The organism is Nocardia thailandica NBRC 100428 (genome assembly GCF_000308795.1).
GTDB classification, from domain to species: domain Bacteria; phylum Actinomycetota; class Actinomycetes; order Mycobacteriales; family Mycobacteriaceae; genus Nocardia; species Nocardia thailandica.
The window spans coordinates 158,208-172,587 of record NZ_BAGK01000224.1 but is presented as its reverse complement, the minus strand read 5'-3'; the positions used below and the strand labels follow the sequence as shown (position 1 = coordinate 172,587).

General features: G+C 71.2%; 18 protein-coding genes, 1 pseudogene and 1 riboswitch. Of the genes and pseudogenes, 9 read left to right on the top strand and 10 right to left on the bottom strand.

Annotation, left to right across the window (positions count from 1 at the left end):
- Both ON36_RS34300 and ON36_RS26480 read left to right on the top strand, forming a co-directional pair.
- Positions 1-420: pseudogene (locus tag ON36_RS34300) on the top strand (hypothetical protein); the annotation flags it as partial.
- A 56-nt stretch (positions 421-476) separates the two neighbouring features.
- Positions 477-761 (top strand): hypothetical protein, encoded by a 285-nt coding sequence (locus ON36_RS26480; protein ID WP_043658938.1) that lies wholly within the window; start codon positions 477-479, stop codon positions 759-761.
- Here ON36_RS26480 and ON36_RS26475 read toward each other — a convergent pair whose 3' ends face one another.
- From ON36_RS26475 to ON36_RS26465, 3 genes are all read right to left on the bottom strand, one after another.
- Positions 762-1,580, bottom strand: a complete 819-nt coding sequence (locus ON36_RS26475) for an alpha/beta hydrolase (RefSeq protein WP_043658936.1) — start codon at positions 1,578-1,580, stop codon at positions 762-764.
- 77 nt (positions 1,581-1,657) lie between these two features.
- Positions 1,658-2,209, bottom strand: coding sequence for a methylated-DNA--[protein]-cysteine S-methyltransferase (locus ON36_RS26470; RefSeq protein ID WP_043658934.1), 552 nt, complete (start codon positions 2,207-2,209; stop codon positions 1,658-1,660).
- A gap of 36 nt (positions 2,210-2,245) precedes the next feature.
- Positions 2,246-2,530, bottom strand: a complete 285-nt coding sequence (locus tag ON36_RS26465) for a hypothetical protein (protein WP_043658933.1) — start codon at positions 2,528-2,530, stop codon at positions 2,246-2,248.
- Between the two features lie 61 nt (positions 2,531-2,591).
- Between ON36_RS26465 and yczR the strand changes: the two genes are divergently transcribed.
- Positions 2,592-4,094, top strand: a complete 1,503-nt coding sequence (gene yczR, locus ON36_RS26460) for a MocR-like transcription factor YczR (protein WP_043658931.1) — start codon at positions 2,592-2,594, stop codon at positions 4,092-4,094.
- A 39-nt stretch (positions 4,095-4,133) separates the two neighbouring features.
- On the opposite strand, the gene ON36_RS26455 is transcribed toward yczR, so the two are convergent.
- Entirely contained in the window at positions 4,134-5,231 is a 1,098-nt protein-coding gene (locus ON36_RS26455) for a CaiB/BaiF CoA transferase family protein (protein ID WP_043658929.1), read from the bottom strand.
- Between the two features lie 141 nt (positions 5,232-5,372).
- Here ON36_RS26455 and ON36_RS26450 point away from each other — a divergent pair, with 141 nt between their 5' ends.
- Positions 5,373-5,855, top strand: coding sequence for a DUF456 domain-containing protein (locus ON36_RS26450; protein ID WP_043658927.1), 483 nt, complete (start codon positions 5,373-5,375; stop codon positions 5,853-5,855).
- Here the strand turns inward: ON36_RS26450 and ON36_RS26445 are convergent.
- Positions 5,852-6,721: an amidohydrolase family protein gene (locus tag ON36_RS26445; RefSeq protein ID WP_043658925.1), complete on the bottom strand. Its 870-nt coding sequence runs from the start codon at positions 6,719-6,721 to the stop codon at positions 5,852-5,854. The two genes, ON36_RS26450 and ON36_RS26445, sit on opposite strands and share 4 nt — an antisense overlap.
- A gap of 130 nt (positions 6,722-6,851) precedes the next feature.
- Complete coding sequence (locus tag ON36_RS26440; protein WP_043658923.1) at positions 6,852-8,237, bottom strand: FAD-dependent oxidoreductase; 1,386 nt, start codon at positions 8,235-8,237, stop codon at positions 6,852-6,854.
- A 176-nt stretch (positions 8,238-8,413) separates the two neighbouring features.
- Between ON36_RS26440 and ON36_RS26435 the strand changes: the two genes are divergently transcribed.
- The 3 genes from ON36_RS26435 (at position 8,414) to ON36_RS26425 (ending at position 10,702) form a co-directional block, all read left to right on the top strand.
- Positions 8,414-8,872 carry an Rv0361 family membrane protein gene (locus tag ON36_RS26435; RefSeq protein ID WP_043658922.1) on the top strand — a complete coding sequence of 153 codons (459 nt, stop codon included), beginning with the start codon at positions 8,414-8,416 and terminating at the stop codon, positions 8,870-8,872.
- Positions 8,873-8,916: 44 nt separating this feature from the next.
- Positions 8,917-9,033, top strand: a riboswitch (SAM riboswitch).
- A 15-nt stretch (positions 9,034-9,048) separates the two neighbouring features.
- Positions 9,049-9,468: a rhodanese-like domain-containing protein gene (locus ON36_RS26430; RefSeq protein WP_043658921.1), complete on the top strand. Its 420-nt coding sequence runs from the start codon at positions 9,049-9,051 to the stop codon at positions 9,466-9,468.
- 25 nt (positions 9,469-9,493) lie between these two features.
- Entirely contained in the window at positions 9,494-10,702 is a 1,209-nt protein-coding gene (locus tag ON36_RS26425) for an O-succinylhomoserine sulfhydrylase (RefSeq protein ID WP_043658919.1), read from the top strand.
- Positions 10,703-10,787: 85 nt separating this feature from the next.
- On the opposite strand, the gene ON36_RS26420 is transcribed toward ON36_RS26425, so the two are convergent.
- The 3 genes from ON36_RS26420 to ON36_RS26410 all read right to left on the bottom strand — a co-directional run bounded on the left by ON36_RS26420 (position 10,788) and on the right by ON36_RS26410 (position 12,570).
- Positions 10,788-11,135, bottom strand: a complete 348-nt coding sequence (locus tag ON36_RS26420) for a hypothetical protein (protein ID WP_043658917.1) — start codon at positions 11,133-11,135, stop codon at positions 10,788-10,790.
- An 84-nt stretch (positions 11,136-11,219) separates the two neighbouring features.
- Complete coding sequence (locus tag ON36_RS26415) at positions 11,220-12,317, bottom strand: SPFH domain-containing protein (RefSeq protein ID WP_043658915.1); 1,098 nt, start codon at positions 12,315-12,317, stop codon at positions 11,220-11,222.
- Between the two features lie 31 nt (positions 12,318-12,348).
- Positions 12,349-12,570, bottom strand: coding sequence for an NfeD C-terminal domain-containing protein (locus ON36_RS26410; RefSeq protein ID WP_043658913.1), 222 nt, complete (start codon positions 12,568-12,570; stop codon positions 12,349-12,351).
- Positions 12,571-12,684: 114 nt separating this feature from the next.
- Between ON36_RS26410 and ON36_RS26405 the strand changes: the two genes are divergently transcribed.
- Positions 12,685-13,320 carry a type 1 glutamine amidotransferase family protein gene (locus ON36_RS26405; protein ID WP_043658911.1) on the top strand — a complete coding sequence of 212 codons (636 nt, stop codon included), beginning with the start codon at positions 12,685-12,687 and terminating at the stop codon, positions 13,318-13,320.
- Positions 13,317-13,769 carry a MarR family winged helix-turn-helix transcriptional regulator gene (locus ON36_RS26400; protein ID WP_043658909.1) on the top strand — a complete coding sequence of 151 codons (453 nt, stop codon included), beginning with the start codon at positions 13,317-13,319 and terminating at the stop codon, positions 13,767-13,769. The genes ON36_RS26405 and ON36_RS26400 overlap by 4 nt, the downstream gene beginning before the upstream one ends.
- Positions 13,770-13,830: 61 nt before the next feature.
- Here ON36_RS26400 and ON36_RS26395 read toward each other — a convergent pair whose 3' ends face one another.
- The gene (locus ON36_RS26395) at positions 13,831-14,379 is read right to left on the bottom strand and encodes a YceI family protein (protein WP_043658908.1); all 549 of its coding nucleotides are present in this window, start codon (positions 14,377-14,379) and stop codon (positions 13,831-13,833) included.
- Between the last annotated feature and the right edge of the window lies 1 nt (position 14,380).

The window sequence follows — 14,380 nt, the reverse complement described above, 5'->3', positions numbered from 1 at the left end:
GAGGGGCGGTCCATCGGCATCAACCCCAGCCGCTCCGACAAGATCGCCGCCGCGACCGTCGGCGGCGCGCTGGCGGGCGCCGCCGCCGCGGGTGTGCCCGCCGCCGTGGTCGGCGGAGTGGCGGGCGGGCTGGCGGGCGCCGCCGTCGGCGCGGGCATCGGGTTCGGGGTCGGCGCGGTCACCACCGGAACCACCGCCGCGATCGTCGCCGCCGCCACCGCGGTCCCCACCGGCGGATCGCCGCCCTGCCCGCGCTCGGTGCCGCCGCCGCGGCCACCGCCGGCTTCGCCGCGGGCGGCGCGGCCATCGGCGCGGGGGTCGGCGCCGCCGCGGGTGCTGCCGCCCTCGGCATCCCCGCCGCCGTCATCGGCGGCGTGGCGGGCGCCGACCGCGGGCAGCGCCTACGGCGCCACCCTCTGACCGAGTTGCGGGCCGGGTGCCGGTGAGTACGGTCGAAGCCCGAACGGAGGTTGGGGATGACTGTGCACAGATCGCTCGTGCTCGGCGCGGGCGCGGCGCTGGCGCTGCTGACCGGCTGCGGTGCCGGATCGCCGCCGCCCGCGCCGTCGGCCACCGCCTCGGCGGCGCCCGTGACGAGCACGGCGGAGCCGGATCAGGCGCGGAGCCTGCGCATCCACCAGCAGCTGATCGACCTCGGCTGTGACACGAACAGCTGCATCCAGGTCTACTACGGCTGCCTGGACGGCTATATCACCGGGGACGCGTGCGAGTTCTTCCGCACGCATCCGCCGGTGCCGTGATCACGAAGCGCGCGTGGCGAATTCGCCGATGATCGGGGCCAGCATGGCGGCGGTGGGGTTGTGGCTGACGCCGGGCAGTTCGCGGAACTCGCCCTGCGGGAGCGCGGCGGCGATCGCCTTGCCGCCCTTGGTGAGGGTGGGCGCGGTGCCCTCGCCGACCAGGACGAGGACCGGCACCGGGACGCCGTCCCAGTCCGCGGGCTCGATCCGGCGCCCGGTGACGAAGGGGCGCACCACTTCCCAGTCGTGCGCGGTCGCGGGCGCGGTCGCGACGACCTGCTTCCAGTACGGCGTGATCCGCATGGCCGAGGTGACCAGGATGGGCACCCCCATGGCCTTGCCCAGGTAGTAGCGCCCGGCCTTGCCCGCCTTGCCGTCCGCGATGAACTTGTGCAGCTTCACGTGCAGATCTTTCGGCGGCACATGGTCTTTCGGGTCGACCACGAACGGCGGATCGAGGGCGACGACGCCGCTCACGGCGGGCAGTTCGCGCGCGGCGAGCAGCGCAAGGATGGCGCCGGAGGACCAGCCGAAGAGGGTGACCGGCGCCGTGGCGTCCTCGAGCAGGGCGCGCAGATCGGCGATCTCGTTGGCGACGGCGTAGACGCCGGGCGAGTCCGCGCTGTCCCCGCGGCCGCGGCGGTCGTAGAGCAGGACCGCCAGGTCGGTGTCGGTGGCCAGTCGCTCCGCGACGCCGGTCAGCACCGGGTCCCGGCGATCGGCGAAGGCGCCGCCGATCAGCACCACCGTGCCCGCGGTGCCCGTGCCGGACCGGTCGTAGGCAATCGTCGTCCCGTCCGCCGACGTCACCGACTGCATGTTTCCTCCTCCGTCGCGTCCGATGTGTCGACGGTACGCGAGCCGGGTGGGACGGCGTGGCCGCAGGTCGGTGCGGTTCAGAACAGGGTCGGCTCGCCGAAGCCGGGCGTGCGCTCCAGTTCGAGCAGCCGCGCCTTGGTGTCGATGCCGCCCGGCGCGGAGAACCCGTGCAGGGCGTGGTCGGCCGCCAGCACCCGGTGGCACGGGATGATCAGCGGAACGGGGTTGCGGCCCATGGCCTGACCGACGGCCTGCGCCCCGCCCGGCGCCCCGGCCAGACCGGCGACCTGCCCGTAGCTGAGGGTGTGGCCCGGGTCGATGGCGCGGGTCACCGCGTAGACCGCCCGATGGAACTCGGGCACCGCCGACAGGTCGACCGGGATCCAGCGCAGGTCGTCGACCTCGCCGGTGAGGTGCGCGCGGACGGCGGCGATCGCGTCGGCGATCGGCCCGTCCGGCTCGGCCTCGACGACCTCGGCGCCGAGGTAGGCGCGGGTGATCCGGTCCCTGGTCCGCTCCGCGTCGGGGCCGGGCAGGGCGAACCGGACCACCCCGCCGTCGTGCCAGGCCAGCGCGCACACGCCGAGGGCGGTGTCGAACAGGGTGGCACGGATCTGCCCGGTACTCATGTGCTCAGTCTGCCCTCGGGCACCGACAGCCGCGGCTCAGGCCGCGGTGGGCCGACCGGCCGGGCCATCGATAAGGCCAGTTTTCGGGAACTGGACTTCTCGCGTCCCGGTGGCGGCGCTCGGCGCGGGCGTCGTGTCGGCGAACCGGGCGTGCGCGGCGCTCAGATCCTGATAAGCGCGCAGGTCACCGTAGTCGGCGGTGGCCCGGTCGTGTGGCCGGAACCGGAAGAGGCGGAGCAGCGGATCGTGGCGCCGGGGGTAGGCGCGGTAGGCGAGGGTGCCGACGAGGGCGGCGGTGGCGAGGGCGAGGAAGGCGGTCATATCGCAAGAATCCGCCGACTGGCCTTGTTCATAAAGAGCCACTTGCGGAATACTGGACCTTATGGCGACACGAGTTATCGGCGCGGCCGGCCTTGCCCGCGACCTCGGCAACTGGCGCGACCCCGAGGGCGGCGCCGAGGCGAGCGAACGGCGGCCGCACCGGCCCGCCTATCTGGCCCTGGCCGAGGCCGTCCGCCTGCTCATCCACGACGGCCGCGCCCCGCTCGGCGTCGCGCTGCCCAGCGAACGCGACCTGGCCGCGACCCTCGGCGTCAGCCGCACCACCATCACCTCCACGTACTCGCTGCTGCGGGAGCACGGCTACCTGATCAGCAGGCAGGGCTCCCGGTCGACGGTGGCGCTGCCGCCCGCCGTGCCGCACGACGGCACCAAGCCGGCGCGCGGCATCATGGCGCTGATGGCCCAGCCCGAGGTCCCGACCATCGACATGACCTACGCCTCGATGTCCGCGCCGCCGCAGATGCAGGAGGCCTACACCCTTGCCCTGCAAGGGCTTCCCGCGTTCCTCGGCACGCACGGCATGGATCCCGTCGGCGTGCTCGCCCTCCGGGAGGCGGTGGCGCGCCGGTTCACCGCCCGCGGCCTGCCCACGGACCCGGACCAGATCCTTATCACCCTCGGCGCCCAGCACGGCCTGCGCCTGCTGCTCAACGTGCTCACCGCGCCCGCCGCCCGGGTGCTCATCGAACACCCCAGCTACCCCAATGCGATCGAGGCCATCCGCGACGTGGGCGCCCGGCCGGTGCCGGTGCCGCTGCGTCCCGAACATCCGCAGGCGGGCTGGGATCTCGACGGCATCCGCAGCACCGCGCGGCAGACCGCGGCGAGCCTGGCCTACCTCGTCCCCGACTTCAACAACCCCACCGGCCTGCTGCTCGACGCCGAGGGCCGGGCCGAACTGACCGCTATCGCCCGGGACACCAGGATGACCATCGTGATCGACGAGTCGATGGCCGATCTCAACGTCTCGGGCGCCGAGATGCCGCCCCCGGTGGCCGCTTTCGCCAAGGGGCAGGAGATCATCACGATCGGTTCGGCGTCGAAGTCGTTCTGGGGCGGGCTGCGGGTCGGCTGGATCCGGACGCACCAGTCGCTGATCACCAAGCTGCTCGGTATCCGCGCCACCGTCGACCTCGGCACGCCCGTGATGGATCAGCTGGCCACCGTGCACCTGCTCGAGAACGCCGACGCCATCCTCGAACACCGGGTGGAACTGCTGCGGAGCCAGCGCGCCACGCTGCTCACCGCGCTCGCCGAGGAACTGCCCGACTGGCACGTGGTGCCGGGCGCGGGCGGGATGTCGGTGTGGACCCAGCTGCCCGCCCCGGTGTCGACCGCGATGGCCGCCACCGCGCCCAACCACGGCGTCCTGCTCGCCGCCGGACCGCGATTCGGCGTCCAGGGCGCCTTCGAGCGCTTCCTCCGCCTGCCGTACACGCACAGCGAGTCCGACCTGCGGCTCGCGGTGAAAGCGGTCGCGGCGACCTACGAGTCGCTCACGCCGCGCGCGGCCGACCCCCTCCAGCCGCTGACCTGTTACTGATCCGGTGGGCGGGCCCGAACGGCCCGCCCACCGGAGACCTCAGTCCGCCCAGACGGCGTCGATCGGCGTCGCCTCGGTGGGCGGCGCCGACGGCGTGCCCGCCGGGGTGCGGGAGAAGCGCGGCGCGGGGGCGTGCTGGACGACCTCCTCGATCTCCACCAGGCCCTCGCGGGCCTTGATGTGCTCGTTCTCGGTGGCCTCGGTCAGCGTCAGCACCGGGGTGGTGCAGGCGTCGGTGCCCTCGAAGATCGCGGTCCACTCGTCGCGGGTCTTGGTCTTGAACTTGTCGGCGAAGAGCTTGCGCAGCTGCTCCTGGCCGTCCGGGTCGATCTGCTGGGGGAGGCCCTCGGGGTTGATCTCCAGGCCGGCCAGCAGCTGCTCGTAGAACTGCGGTTCGATGGCGCCGACGGCCATGTACTTGCCGTCGGAGGTCTCGTAGGTGTCGTAGAAAGCCATGCCGGTGTCGAGCAGGTTGGTGCCGCGCTCGTCCTTCCACAGCCCGACGCCGCGGAAGCCCCAGATCATGTGCGACAGCGCCAGCGCGCCGTCGATCATGGCCGCGTCGATGACCTGGCCCTTGCCCGACGTCTGGCGCTCCACCAGCGCGGCCAGGATGCCGAACACGAGGAACATCGACCCGCCGCCGAAGTCGCCGACCATGTTCAGCGGCGGCACCGGCTTCTCGCCCTTGCGGCCGATCGCGTTGAGGATGCCGGTCAGCGAGATGTAGTTGATGTCGTGGCCCGCGCGGTCGGCCATCGGGCCGTACTGGCCCCAGCCGGTCATGCGGCCGTAGACCAGGCGCGGGTTGCGGGCCAGCGCGTCGTCGGGGCCGAGGCCCATCCGCTCGGTGACGCCCGGCCGGAAGCCCTCGATCAGGACGTCGGCCTTCTCGATGAGGCCGAGCACCTTCGCGATGTCGTCGGGGTTCTTCAGGTCGGCCTCGACGATCGTGCGCCCACGCCACTGCGGCCGCTCCAGGAAGCCGGGGAGCTGGCGGGGCCGCTGCACCCGGACGACGTCGGCGCCCAGATCGGCCAGCAGCAGGGCGGCATGCGGGCCCGGCCCGATACCGGCCAGCTCGACCACTCGGATACCGGCCAGGGGACCTTGCTTGGCGGTGGACTCCGTGCTCACGCCTAGACCTCAGTTCGTCGTCGAACAGTATTGACAACCTGACAATAGCGTCCGGTCGCGCCCGAGGCGAGCGAACGTCGTCTCCGGTAGGCAGAATTCGAGGGGAGCGCGACCGGGCGCGGCAACGGGAGGAACACGGTAGTGAGCGTGTGGGGAGAGGTCCTCGTCGGCCTCGTCATTCTGATCGGTCTGGTGGGGGTGATCGTACCGATTCTGCCGGGCGTCGTCCTGATCTTCGGCGCGATCCTGGTCTGGGCCATCCTGACCGGCGGTACCGGCGCGTGGACGGTGTTCGCCGTCGCCACGGTGGCGCTGGCCGTCTCGGCGGTGGTCAAGTACACCTGGCCGGGGAAGCGGATGCGTGAGGCGGGAGTCTCCAACCGCGCTCTGATCTTCGGCGCGCTGGTCGGTGTCGTCGGGTTCTTCGTCGTGCCGGTCGTCGGGCTGTTCATCGGCTTCGTGCTCGGCGTGTACCTGGCCGAGCTCTATCGCCTGAAGACCAACGACCGGGCGTGGCCCGCGACCGTGCACGCGCTGAAGGGCGTCGGGCTGTCCATGCTGGTCGAGTTGTTCGGCGCGCTGGTCGCCGCGGGTGTCTGGCTCACCGGCGCCGCGTTGACCTAGGGCTCGATGATCGGCAGCGGGCGGGTCCGGCTCGCGTCCGGCAGCTGGTTGCGCGGAATGGGCAGCGTCGGCTGATCCACCGGGCGCAGCGGGCGGGTCGGCATCGGGTCGGCGTCGTCGGGCCGGTGCCGGGCGGGCAGCCGGTAGTGCGCGCGGGCGTTGTCCTCGAGCACCGCGTACAGGTCGTCGCCGACCACCTGGCAGATCAGGTCGACGTCGGCGTCGGCGAACGGGCGGCCCGCCCGGGTGCCGGGCAGGTCGGTGCCGAACATCAGCGCGCCGGGGTTGACGGTGTGGATCCGGCGCAGCGTGTCGGCGATGTCGAGGTCGACCCGGCCGAAGCCGGTCGCCTTGACCTTCGCGCCGCGGTCGACGAGGTCGAGCAGGAAGGGCAGGCCCTCCGACGACATCCCCAGGTGATCGATCGACAACGCGGGCAGCTTGGAGATCACCGGGTTCAGCGAGGCGAGCATCGTGCCGTCGACGTAGAGCTCCACGTGCCAGCCCGCCAGTTCGTGGGCGCGCAGGGCCTGCAGCGTCATCTCGGCGATGTCGGCGGCGGCGCGCTTGAGGTTGAAACGCAGGGCGCGCACGCCCGCGCGGTCCAGCTCCAGGATCTCGGCGTCGGTGGCGCCGGGGCGCAGCCGGGTCACGCCGACCCAGCCGGGTCCGAGCTCGGCCAGCGCCGCCGTCAGGTAGGTCTGGTCCGAGCCCTGGAAGGACGCGGAGACCACCGCGCCACCGTGGATGTCGAACTGCGCCATCCGGTTTCGGTAGTCGGCGATGGTGTAGGGCTGCGGCAGGTAGCCTTCGTTCTCGATCAGCGGGAACCGCGGATCGATGATGTGGACGTGGGCATCGAACACCGGTACAGAATGCCTCGAGTCGCCGCCGACCGGTACCGGGAGTACCGGTGTGTGAAACGCCTCGGGAGCCGATCACCAGGTGATCGGCTCCCGAGGGTGGGATATCTCTCTACCGCCGGACGGGTCCGGGCTAGACCTTGTGCGGCTCGCTGGCGCGCAGCATGTCCTCGCGCTCGACGACCTTCACGCGCTCACGGCCCTCCGGCTCGCCGAGGGCGCGCTCGTGGGCGTCGAGGCGGTACCAGCCGGCCCAGGTGGTGAACGGGATGCCCTTGCCCTCGAGGAACTCGATGACGGCCTCGGGCTCCGGGCTCTCGGCCGGGGTGAAGTCCTTGGCGTCGTCGAGCAGGCAGGCGATGGTCTCGTTCGCGTCGCCCTTGGTGTGGCCGATGAGGCCGACCGGGCCGCGCTTGATCCAGCCGGTGACGTAGGTGGCGGGCATGAAGCGGGCGTCGCCCTCGGCGCTCTCGTCGGCGATCACGCGACCGGCCTCGTTGGGCACGGTGCCCGCCTGGTCGTCGAACGGCAGCTGGTTGATGTTCTGCGACAGGTAGCCGACGGCGCGGTAGATCGCCTGCACGTCCCACTGCTTGAACTCGCCGGTGCCCTTGACGTTGCCGGTGCCGTCGAGCTGGGTGCGCTCGGTCTTGAGGCCGACCACCTTGCCGTCCTCGCCGAGGATCTCGGCGGGCGACTCGAAGAAGTGCAGGAACAGCTTGTGCGGGCGGTCGCCGTGGTCGCGGATGGCCCACTGCTCGAGGGTGTTGGCGACCATGTCGACCTGCTTGGAGTTGCGGCGCGCCGCCTCCGAGCCCTCGTCGTAGTCGATGTCCTCGGGGTCGACGATGACCTCGATCGTCGGCGAGTGGTCGAGTTCGCGCAGCTCGAGGGGGGTGAACTTGGCCTGCGCCGGTCCGCGGCGGCCGAACACGTGGACCTCGACGGCCTTGTTGGCCTTGAGGCCGTTGTAGACGTTCGGCGGGATCTCGGTCGGCAGCAGCTCGTCGCCGGTCTTGGCGAGCACGCGCGCCACGTCGAGGGCGACGTTGCCGACGCCGAGCACGGCGACCTTCTCCGCGTCGAGCGGCCAGGTGCGCGGCACGTCGGGGTGCCCGTCGTACCAGGACACGAAGTCGGCGGCGCCGTACGAGCCGTCCAGGTCGATGCCCGGGATCGGGAGGGCGCGGTCGGCGTTGGCGCCGGTGGAGAAGATGACCGCGTCGTAGAAGCGGCGCAGATCGTCGAGGGTGATGTCGCTGCCGTAGTCGATGTTGCCGAGCAGACGGACCTGGTCCTTGTCCAGGACCTTGTGCAGGGCGGTGATGATGCCCTTGATCCGCGGGTGGTCCGGCGCCACGCCGTAGCGGATCAGGCCGAACGGCGCGGGCATACGCTCGTAGAGGTCGATCGACACGTCGGCATCGGACTTCATCAGGGCGTCGGCGGCGTAGATCCCGGCCGGTCCGGCGCCCACGATCGCGATGCGAAGCGGGCGAGTGGCACTCTGTTCGGTCATCTTTACGCGCACCTTCAGTTCGAAAACGGTGTGGGCCTCTTCTTAGCTTAGGCTAAGTTGGCGGCCGTCTGGACGGCTCCCGGGGGTTCCGGTAGCAGGCCGCATGCAGGCGATTCTACGTACGGCCCCGGGGACCGATCCGGGAGGCCGCCCGCACCTGCTGAGAGGATTACAGCATGAGTGCATCGCGCAACGAGGACGACGACCAGCCCATCGTGGTGGATCAGACCGACAAGCGGTCGATCGCCCCGTTCGTCGCCGCGGCAATCGTGGCGGTCATCGTGCTGCTGGCCATCGTGCTCGGCGGCATTTTCTCTCCCGCTGAGAAAAATGTCACAGAGGCCGACCGGCTGGCCGCCGCGGTCACCAACTACCTCGACGCGCGCGGCCGCACCGACGCCCGCCCGCCGCAGGGTGTGGCCTGCCCCGGCTTCGACGAGGAGAAGTCGGGCCTCTCGGCGAAGCTGGGCGGCGCGGCTCCGGGCAAGACCGTTGAGAAGCAAGGCTTCTCGAACGCGTCGGTCAACGGCGACAAGGCCAAGATCGACGTGACCGTGCGTGTCGACGGCGCCGAGTCCACCGCCACCTGGACGCTGACCCGCACCGACGGCAAATGGCTGGTCTGCACCTTCTAGCACTGTTTGACAGCGTGCCGGTCGGGCAGGCAAATTTATTCGCAGGTCATGAGTGCCAGCGCCAAGCCCCGGCTCGCTGGCCGGCAACCCTCCTCCGCGGTGGGGTGCTCCGGGTGACGACCAGGCCGTGTGACCACATCCGGGCACGGCAAGTGCGGATTCCAGGAGGTAAGAGCATGACGTACGCCGGCGACATCACCCCCGAACGCGCGTGGGAGATCCTGCGCGACCACCCCGAGGCCGTCCTGGTCGACGTGCGCACCGAGGGCGAATGGGCGACCATCGGCATCCCCGACACCAGTTCCCTCGATCGTCCCGCGCACTTCATCGAGTGGGTCGACGGCACCGGGGCCCGCAATCCGGCCTTCGGCGAACAGCTCGCCGCCGCGCTGGGCGAGCGCTCCGCCGACGCCCCGGTGGTGTTCCTGTGTCGGTCCGGCCAGCGCTCCGCGCACGCGGCCACCCTGGCGACCGCGGCGGGCATCGCCCCGTCCTACAACGTCCTCGACGGGTTCGAGGGTGGGCTCGACGCCTTCGGCAACCGCGGCGCGGTGGGCTGGCGCGCGGTCGGGCTGCCCTGGAAGCAGCAGGACTGAGCGCGAAGCCAGGAGGAGACGCACGATGATCACCGGTGGTTCGTTCGACAAGCCGCTGCCCGAGGGCGTCGGCCCGGCCACGCTCGGCGTGCGCGGCGGCCTGCGCCGCTCCGGTTTCGAGGAGACCTCCGAGGCCCTGTACCTGACCTCGGGTTTCGTCTACGAGAGCGCCGAGGCCGCCGAGGCCGCGTTCACCGGCGAGGTGGAACACTTCGTCTACTCCCGCTACGGCAACCCGACGGTCGCCATGTTCGAGGAGCGCATCCGGCTGCTCGACGGCGCCGAGGCGGCGTTCGCGACCGCGTCGGGCATGTCCGCGGTGTTCACCGCCCTCGGCGCGCTGCTGAAGGCCGGTGACCGGCTCGTCGCCGCCCGCAGCCTGTTCGGCTCGTGCTTCGTGGTCTGCAACGAGATCCTGCCGCGCTGGGGCGTGGAGACCGTCTTCGTCGACGGCGACGACCTCGACCAGTGGGAGCAGGCGCTGTCGGTGCCGACCCAGGCGGTGTTCTTCGAGACCCCGGCCAACCCCATGCAGACCCTGGTCGACGTCCGCAAGGTCAGCGAGCTCGCGCACGCCGCGGGCGCGAAGGTGGTGCTGGACAACGTCTTCGCCACGCCGCTGCTCCAGCGCGGCTTCGAACTCGGCGCCGACGTCATCGTCTACTCGGGCACCAAGCACATCGACGGCCAGGGTCGCGTGCTCGGCGGCGCCATCCTCGGCGAGCGGGACTACATCGACGGCCCGGTCAAGAACCTCATGCGCCACACCGGTCCGGCGCTGAGCCCGTTCAACGCCTGGACCCTGCTCAAGGGCCTCGAGACCATGCCGCTGCGGGTCCGCCAGTCCACCGGGTCGGCGCTGCGCATCGCGGAATTCCTCGAGTCCAAGCCCGCGGTCAACTGGGTGAAGTACCCCTTCCTCGCGTCGCATCCGCAGTACGACCTGGCCCGCTCGCAGATGTCCGGCGGCGGCACCGTCGTCACCTTCGAGCTCGCCGGTGACGACGGCAAGAAGCGCGCCTTCGAACTGCTCAACGGCCTGCGCGTCATCGACATCTCCAACAACCTCGGCGACGCGAAGACCCTGATCACCCACCCCGCCACCACGACCCACCGCGCGATGGGCCCGGAGGGCCGCGCCTCGATCGGCCTGTCCGACGGCGTGGTCCGCATCTCGGTCGGTCTCGAGGACATCGAGGACCTCCTCGGCGACCTGGACCAAGCGCTGGGCTGAAACCCGCCGCGCGCCAGGGCATCAGCGGTCACCGGCCGCCGGATACCCGGGCGCGCTGCCTTTTCCGGACCGCGCCTCCGCCCGCCTACGAGGGCAGGGCCGCCTGGAGGACGGCGATCACCTCGTCCACCTCGCCGACGACGAAGAGCTCCGCCCCGGTGTCGGTGTCGACCCGCAGCCGGGTGCGCAGGCCGCCGCTGAACAGGCCGCCGTCCGGGTTCTCCCGGCCGAGGCCACGCACCTGTTCCAGCGGCACCTCCCAGCGCCTGCCGCCGGTGGCCGCGTCGAGGCGGTTCGGCGTGAAGAGCAGGCGGCGCGAGGTCAGGTAGAGGCGGCCGCCCACGGCCCGCTTGCCCTGGGTGCGGTTGGCCAGCTGCCGCCAGACCACCTTCTCGGCCGCGTCGAACGCGGGGTCGCTGATCCACAGTCCCATCGGTCATCCCTTGTGTCGATCTCGGAGTTGCCCCTGTGGATCGACCGGCGGCCGGACGCCGTTAATGGCGTCCGGCCGTGCGCGTCACGCGGGGTCGGTGTCCCCGTTGGCCAGCGCCTTCTGCAGCGAGTTGAACACCGTCAACCCCTGGCCGACCATGCCGTTGACGAGCTCGCCGACCCCGTCGGGGCCGTTGAGCACGGTCAGGTTGGCGTTGGACAGGCCGCCCGCGGCCTGCTTGACGATCTCGGGCAGCTGTTCGATGAGCAGCTGGTCCAGGGCGATGCGGTTGTTGGAGGCCGCGGCCTCGGCCTGGATCCGGGTGCGGTCGGCCTCGGCCTCGGCGAGGATGCGGACCCGTTCGGCCTCGGCCTGCGCGGGTTTGACGACCTCGGCCTGGAGCTGCTGCTCGCGCAGCGCGGCTTCCTTGCGCGCCTGCTCGGCCTGGGCGGTGAGGACCTCCTGCTTGGCGATGGCGTCGGCGAGCGGACCCGCCTGCGCCGCTTCGGCATTGGCCTTGTCGATGTCGCGCTGGTACTCGGCCTTGAGGATCGAGGTCTCGCGCTCGTACTCGGCCCGCCGCCGCAGCGACTCCTGCTCGGCCTCGGCGGCGCGCATCGCCGCCTGTGCCTGGGCGATCTGCGCGTCCCGCTGCACGGCGGCGTTGTGCGGCGCGGCGAGGGCGTTGATGTAGCCGAGGTTGCCGTCGTCGATGGACTGGATCTGGAACGAGTCGACCCACAGGCCGATGTTGCTCATCTCCACCTTCGAGGCGACCAGCACCTCGTCGGCCAGCTTCTGCCGCTCCCGGATGATCTCCTCGACCGTCATCGAGCCGACGATGGAGCGCAGGTGACCGGAGAAGATCCGCCCGGTCAGCACCGACATCTCCTGCTCCTGTTCGGAGAGGAAGCGCTGGGCGGCGTTGACGATGGACTGGGTGTCGTTGGCGACCTTGAACGCGATGACCGCGCGCACGTCGAGCTGGATGGCCTGCTTGGTGACGCAGCGTTCGGAGATCTCGGCCTCGAACATGGCCAGGGACAGATAGCGGACCTTGCGGAACAGCGGCACCACCCAGGCGCCGCGTCCGATGATCACCCGGAACGGGGCGTTGTCCTTGCTCTTGCCACCGCTGACCAGCATGGCTTCGTCGGGGTCCGGTACGTGATAGCCCAGCAACGTGAGCCCTCCCTCGTGATTCGGTTGTCTCTCAGGCCTGATCGGGCAGCGGAATCCACGGCACGACGTCGACGATGCGTCCGGGGTGCACCTCGACGATCAGCACGGTCTCGCCCGCGCCGATCGGCTCCGTGGCCCGGGCGAGGTAGACCTCGGTCCCGCCCCGGATGGCCACCAGCACTTCGCCGAGCGCGCCCGCGGCGCGGATCGGCGAGGTGACGGTGCCCGTGCGGCCCTGGACGGGGTCGATCATCGTGCGCAACTCCTCTGTCTCCCACCGGTTATCGCCAGCGTAGAGCGCGGAGTCAACGAACTGGTTGCAAATTTCTTATTGACAGCATCCTGTCAAACATGACAGCATGCTGTCATGGCTACTCGTACAGTGCACGTCGCCGTCTACGACACCCTCGCCGACTGGGAGGTGGGGCACGCCACCGCACACCTCGCCAACGGCCTGTGCCACCGCGAACCGGGTGGCTTCCGGGTCGCCTACGTCGGCGCGACCACCGAGCCGGTGACCACCATGGGCGGCCTGCGGGTCCTGCCCGATCTCACGCTCGACCAGCTCGAACCGGCCGACAGCGCCCTGCTGATCCTGCCGGGCGCGGCCACCTGGGACACGGGCGAACTCGCCGCGTTCGGCCGCACGGCCGAGCAGTTCACGGCGGCGGGCGTGCCGGTCGCCGCGATCTGCGGCGCGACCTACGGGCTCGCCGCCAACGGCCTGCTCGACGACCGCCCGCACACGAGCAACGCCGCCGAATATCTCGCGATGAGCGGCTACGCGGGCGGCGCGCACTACGTCGACGCGCCCGCGGTCACCGGGGGCACGGTCATCACCGCCAACTCCACCGCGCCGGTCGACTTCGCCCGCGAGATCTTCCGGGCGCTCGACGTCTACGAGGATCACGTGCTCGACGGCTGGTACCGCCTGTTCGCGCACGGCGACCCCGCGGGCTACGCGGTGCTCGCCGAATACGAAGCGCGGCAGTCGGTCCGGTGACCCGGTCCGAGCAGGAGCTGCTCTCCACCGCCGCGGTCACCACGTTCCGGCTCAACGGCCAGTTCCTCGCGGTGGCCGAGGACCTGGCCCGCCCGGCCGGTCTCACCGCCACGTGGTGGCAGGTCCTCGGCGCGGTGCTGCGCGAACCGCTACCCGTGGCCGGCATCGCGCGCGCGATGGGCATCACCCGGCAGAGCGTGCAGCGCGTCGCCGACCTGCTGGTGGACAAGGGGCTCGCGGAGTACCGCCCGAATCCGGCGCACAAGCGCGCCAAGCTGGTCGCGGTCACCGCGGCGGGACGCGCGGCCGTCGAGCGGATCGGGCCCCAGCACGCCACCATGGCCCACCGCGTGGCCGAGCGGCTCGGGCCCGAGGAGTTCGCGGCCGCGGTGGCGGCGCTGACCCGGCTCTCGGCCGTACTGGACGACCTCGCCGCCGAAGCGGACTGACCCCACGCACGACGCGGCCCGCCGACGGTGTCGGCGGGCCGCGTCGTGCGCGATCCGGGGATCAGCTCTGGAGGCCGACCTCGATCTCGAGGGTGAGGGTGATCTTGTCGCCGATCACGGCGCCGCCGTCGGGGAGCGGCATGTCGATGTCGAGGCCGAACTCGCGGCGCGAGACCACGGTCTTGGCCTCGAAGCCGGCGACCGGGCCGTTGCCCATGCCGGGGTTCACGCCGAGGAACTCGACCTCGAGCGAGACGGGCTTGGTGGTGCCGCGCACGGTGAACTCGCCCTCGACCACGAAGTCCTCACCGTCGCCGCGGAAGCCGGTGGAGGTGAAGGTCATGACCGGGTACTGCTCGGCGTGGAAGAAGTCGGCGGTGCGCAGGTGCGCGTCGCGCTGGGCGTTGTCGGTCGTCAGGGAGTCGACGCGGATCTCGGCGTGCGCGGAGAGGCTGCCGTCCTCGCCGACGACGAGGGCGCCGTCGAAGTCGGTGAAGCGGCCACGGACCTTGCTCACCATCAGGTGGCGTACCGAGAAGCCGACGGTGGAGTGGGCGGGGTCGATGGCCCAGGTGCCCGCGGAGAGTCCCTTGGCGATGGTGCTGGTCATG

Bases quoted from the DNA above. Each gene is read 5' to 3' on its own strand.
- ON36_RS26480 (WP_043658938.1), top strand. From the start codon at position 477: ATGACTGTGCACAGATCGCTCGTGCTCGGCGCGGGCGCGGCGCTGGCG.
- ON36_RS26475 (WP_043658936.1), bottom strand. From the start codon at position 1,580: ATGCAGTCGGTGACGTCGGCGGACGGGACGACGATTGCCTACGACCGG.
- ON36_RS26470 (WP_043658934.1), bottom strand. From the start codon at position 2,209: ATGAGTACCGGGCAGATCCGTGCCACCCTGTTCGACACCGCCCTCGGC.
- ON36_RS26465 (WP_043658933.1), bottom strand. From the start codon at position 2,530: ATGACCGCCTTCCTCGCCCTCGCCACCGCCGCCCTCGTCGGCACCCTC.
- yczR (WP_043658931.1), top strand. From the start codon at position 2,592: ATGGCGACACGAGTTATCGGCGCGGCCGGCCTTGCCCGCGACCTCGGC.
- ON36_RS26440 (WP_043658923.1), bottom strand. From the start codon at position 8,237: ATGACCGAACAGAGTGCCACTCGCCCGCTTCGCATCGCGATCGTGGGC.
- ON36_RS26435 (WP_043658922.1), top strand. From the start codon at position 8,414: ATGAGTGCATCGCGCAACGAGGACGACGACCAGCCCATCGTGGTGGAT.
- ON36_RS26430 (WP_043658921.1), top strand. From the start codon at position 9,049: ATGACGTACGCCGGCGACATCACCCCCGAACGCGCGTGGGAGATCCTG.
- ON36_RS26425 (WP_043658919.1), top strand. From the start codon at position 9,494: ATGATCACCGGTGGTTCGTTCGACAAGCCGCTGCCCGAGGGCGTCGGC.
- ON36_RS26420 (WP_043658917.1), bottom strand. From the start codon at position 11,135: ATGGGACTGTGGATCAGCGACCCCGCGTTCGACGCGGCCGAGAAGGTG.
- ON36_RS26410 (WP_043658913.1), bottom strand. From the start codon at position 12,570: ATGATCGACCCCGTCCAGGGCCGCACGGGCACCGTCACCTCGCCGATC.
- ON36_RS26405 (WP_043658911.1), top strand. From the start codon at position 12,685: ATGGCTACTCGTACAGTGCACGTCGCCGTCTACGACACCCTCGCCGAC.
- ON36_RS26395 (WP_043658908.1), bottom strand. From the start codon at position 14,379: ATGACCAGCACCATCGCCAAGGGACTCTCCGCGGGCACCTGGGCCATC.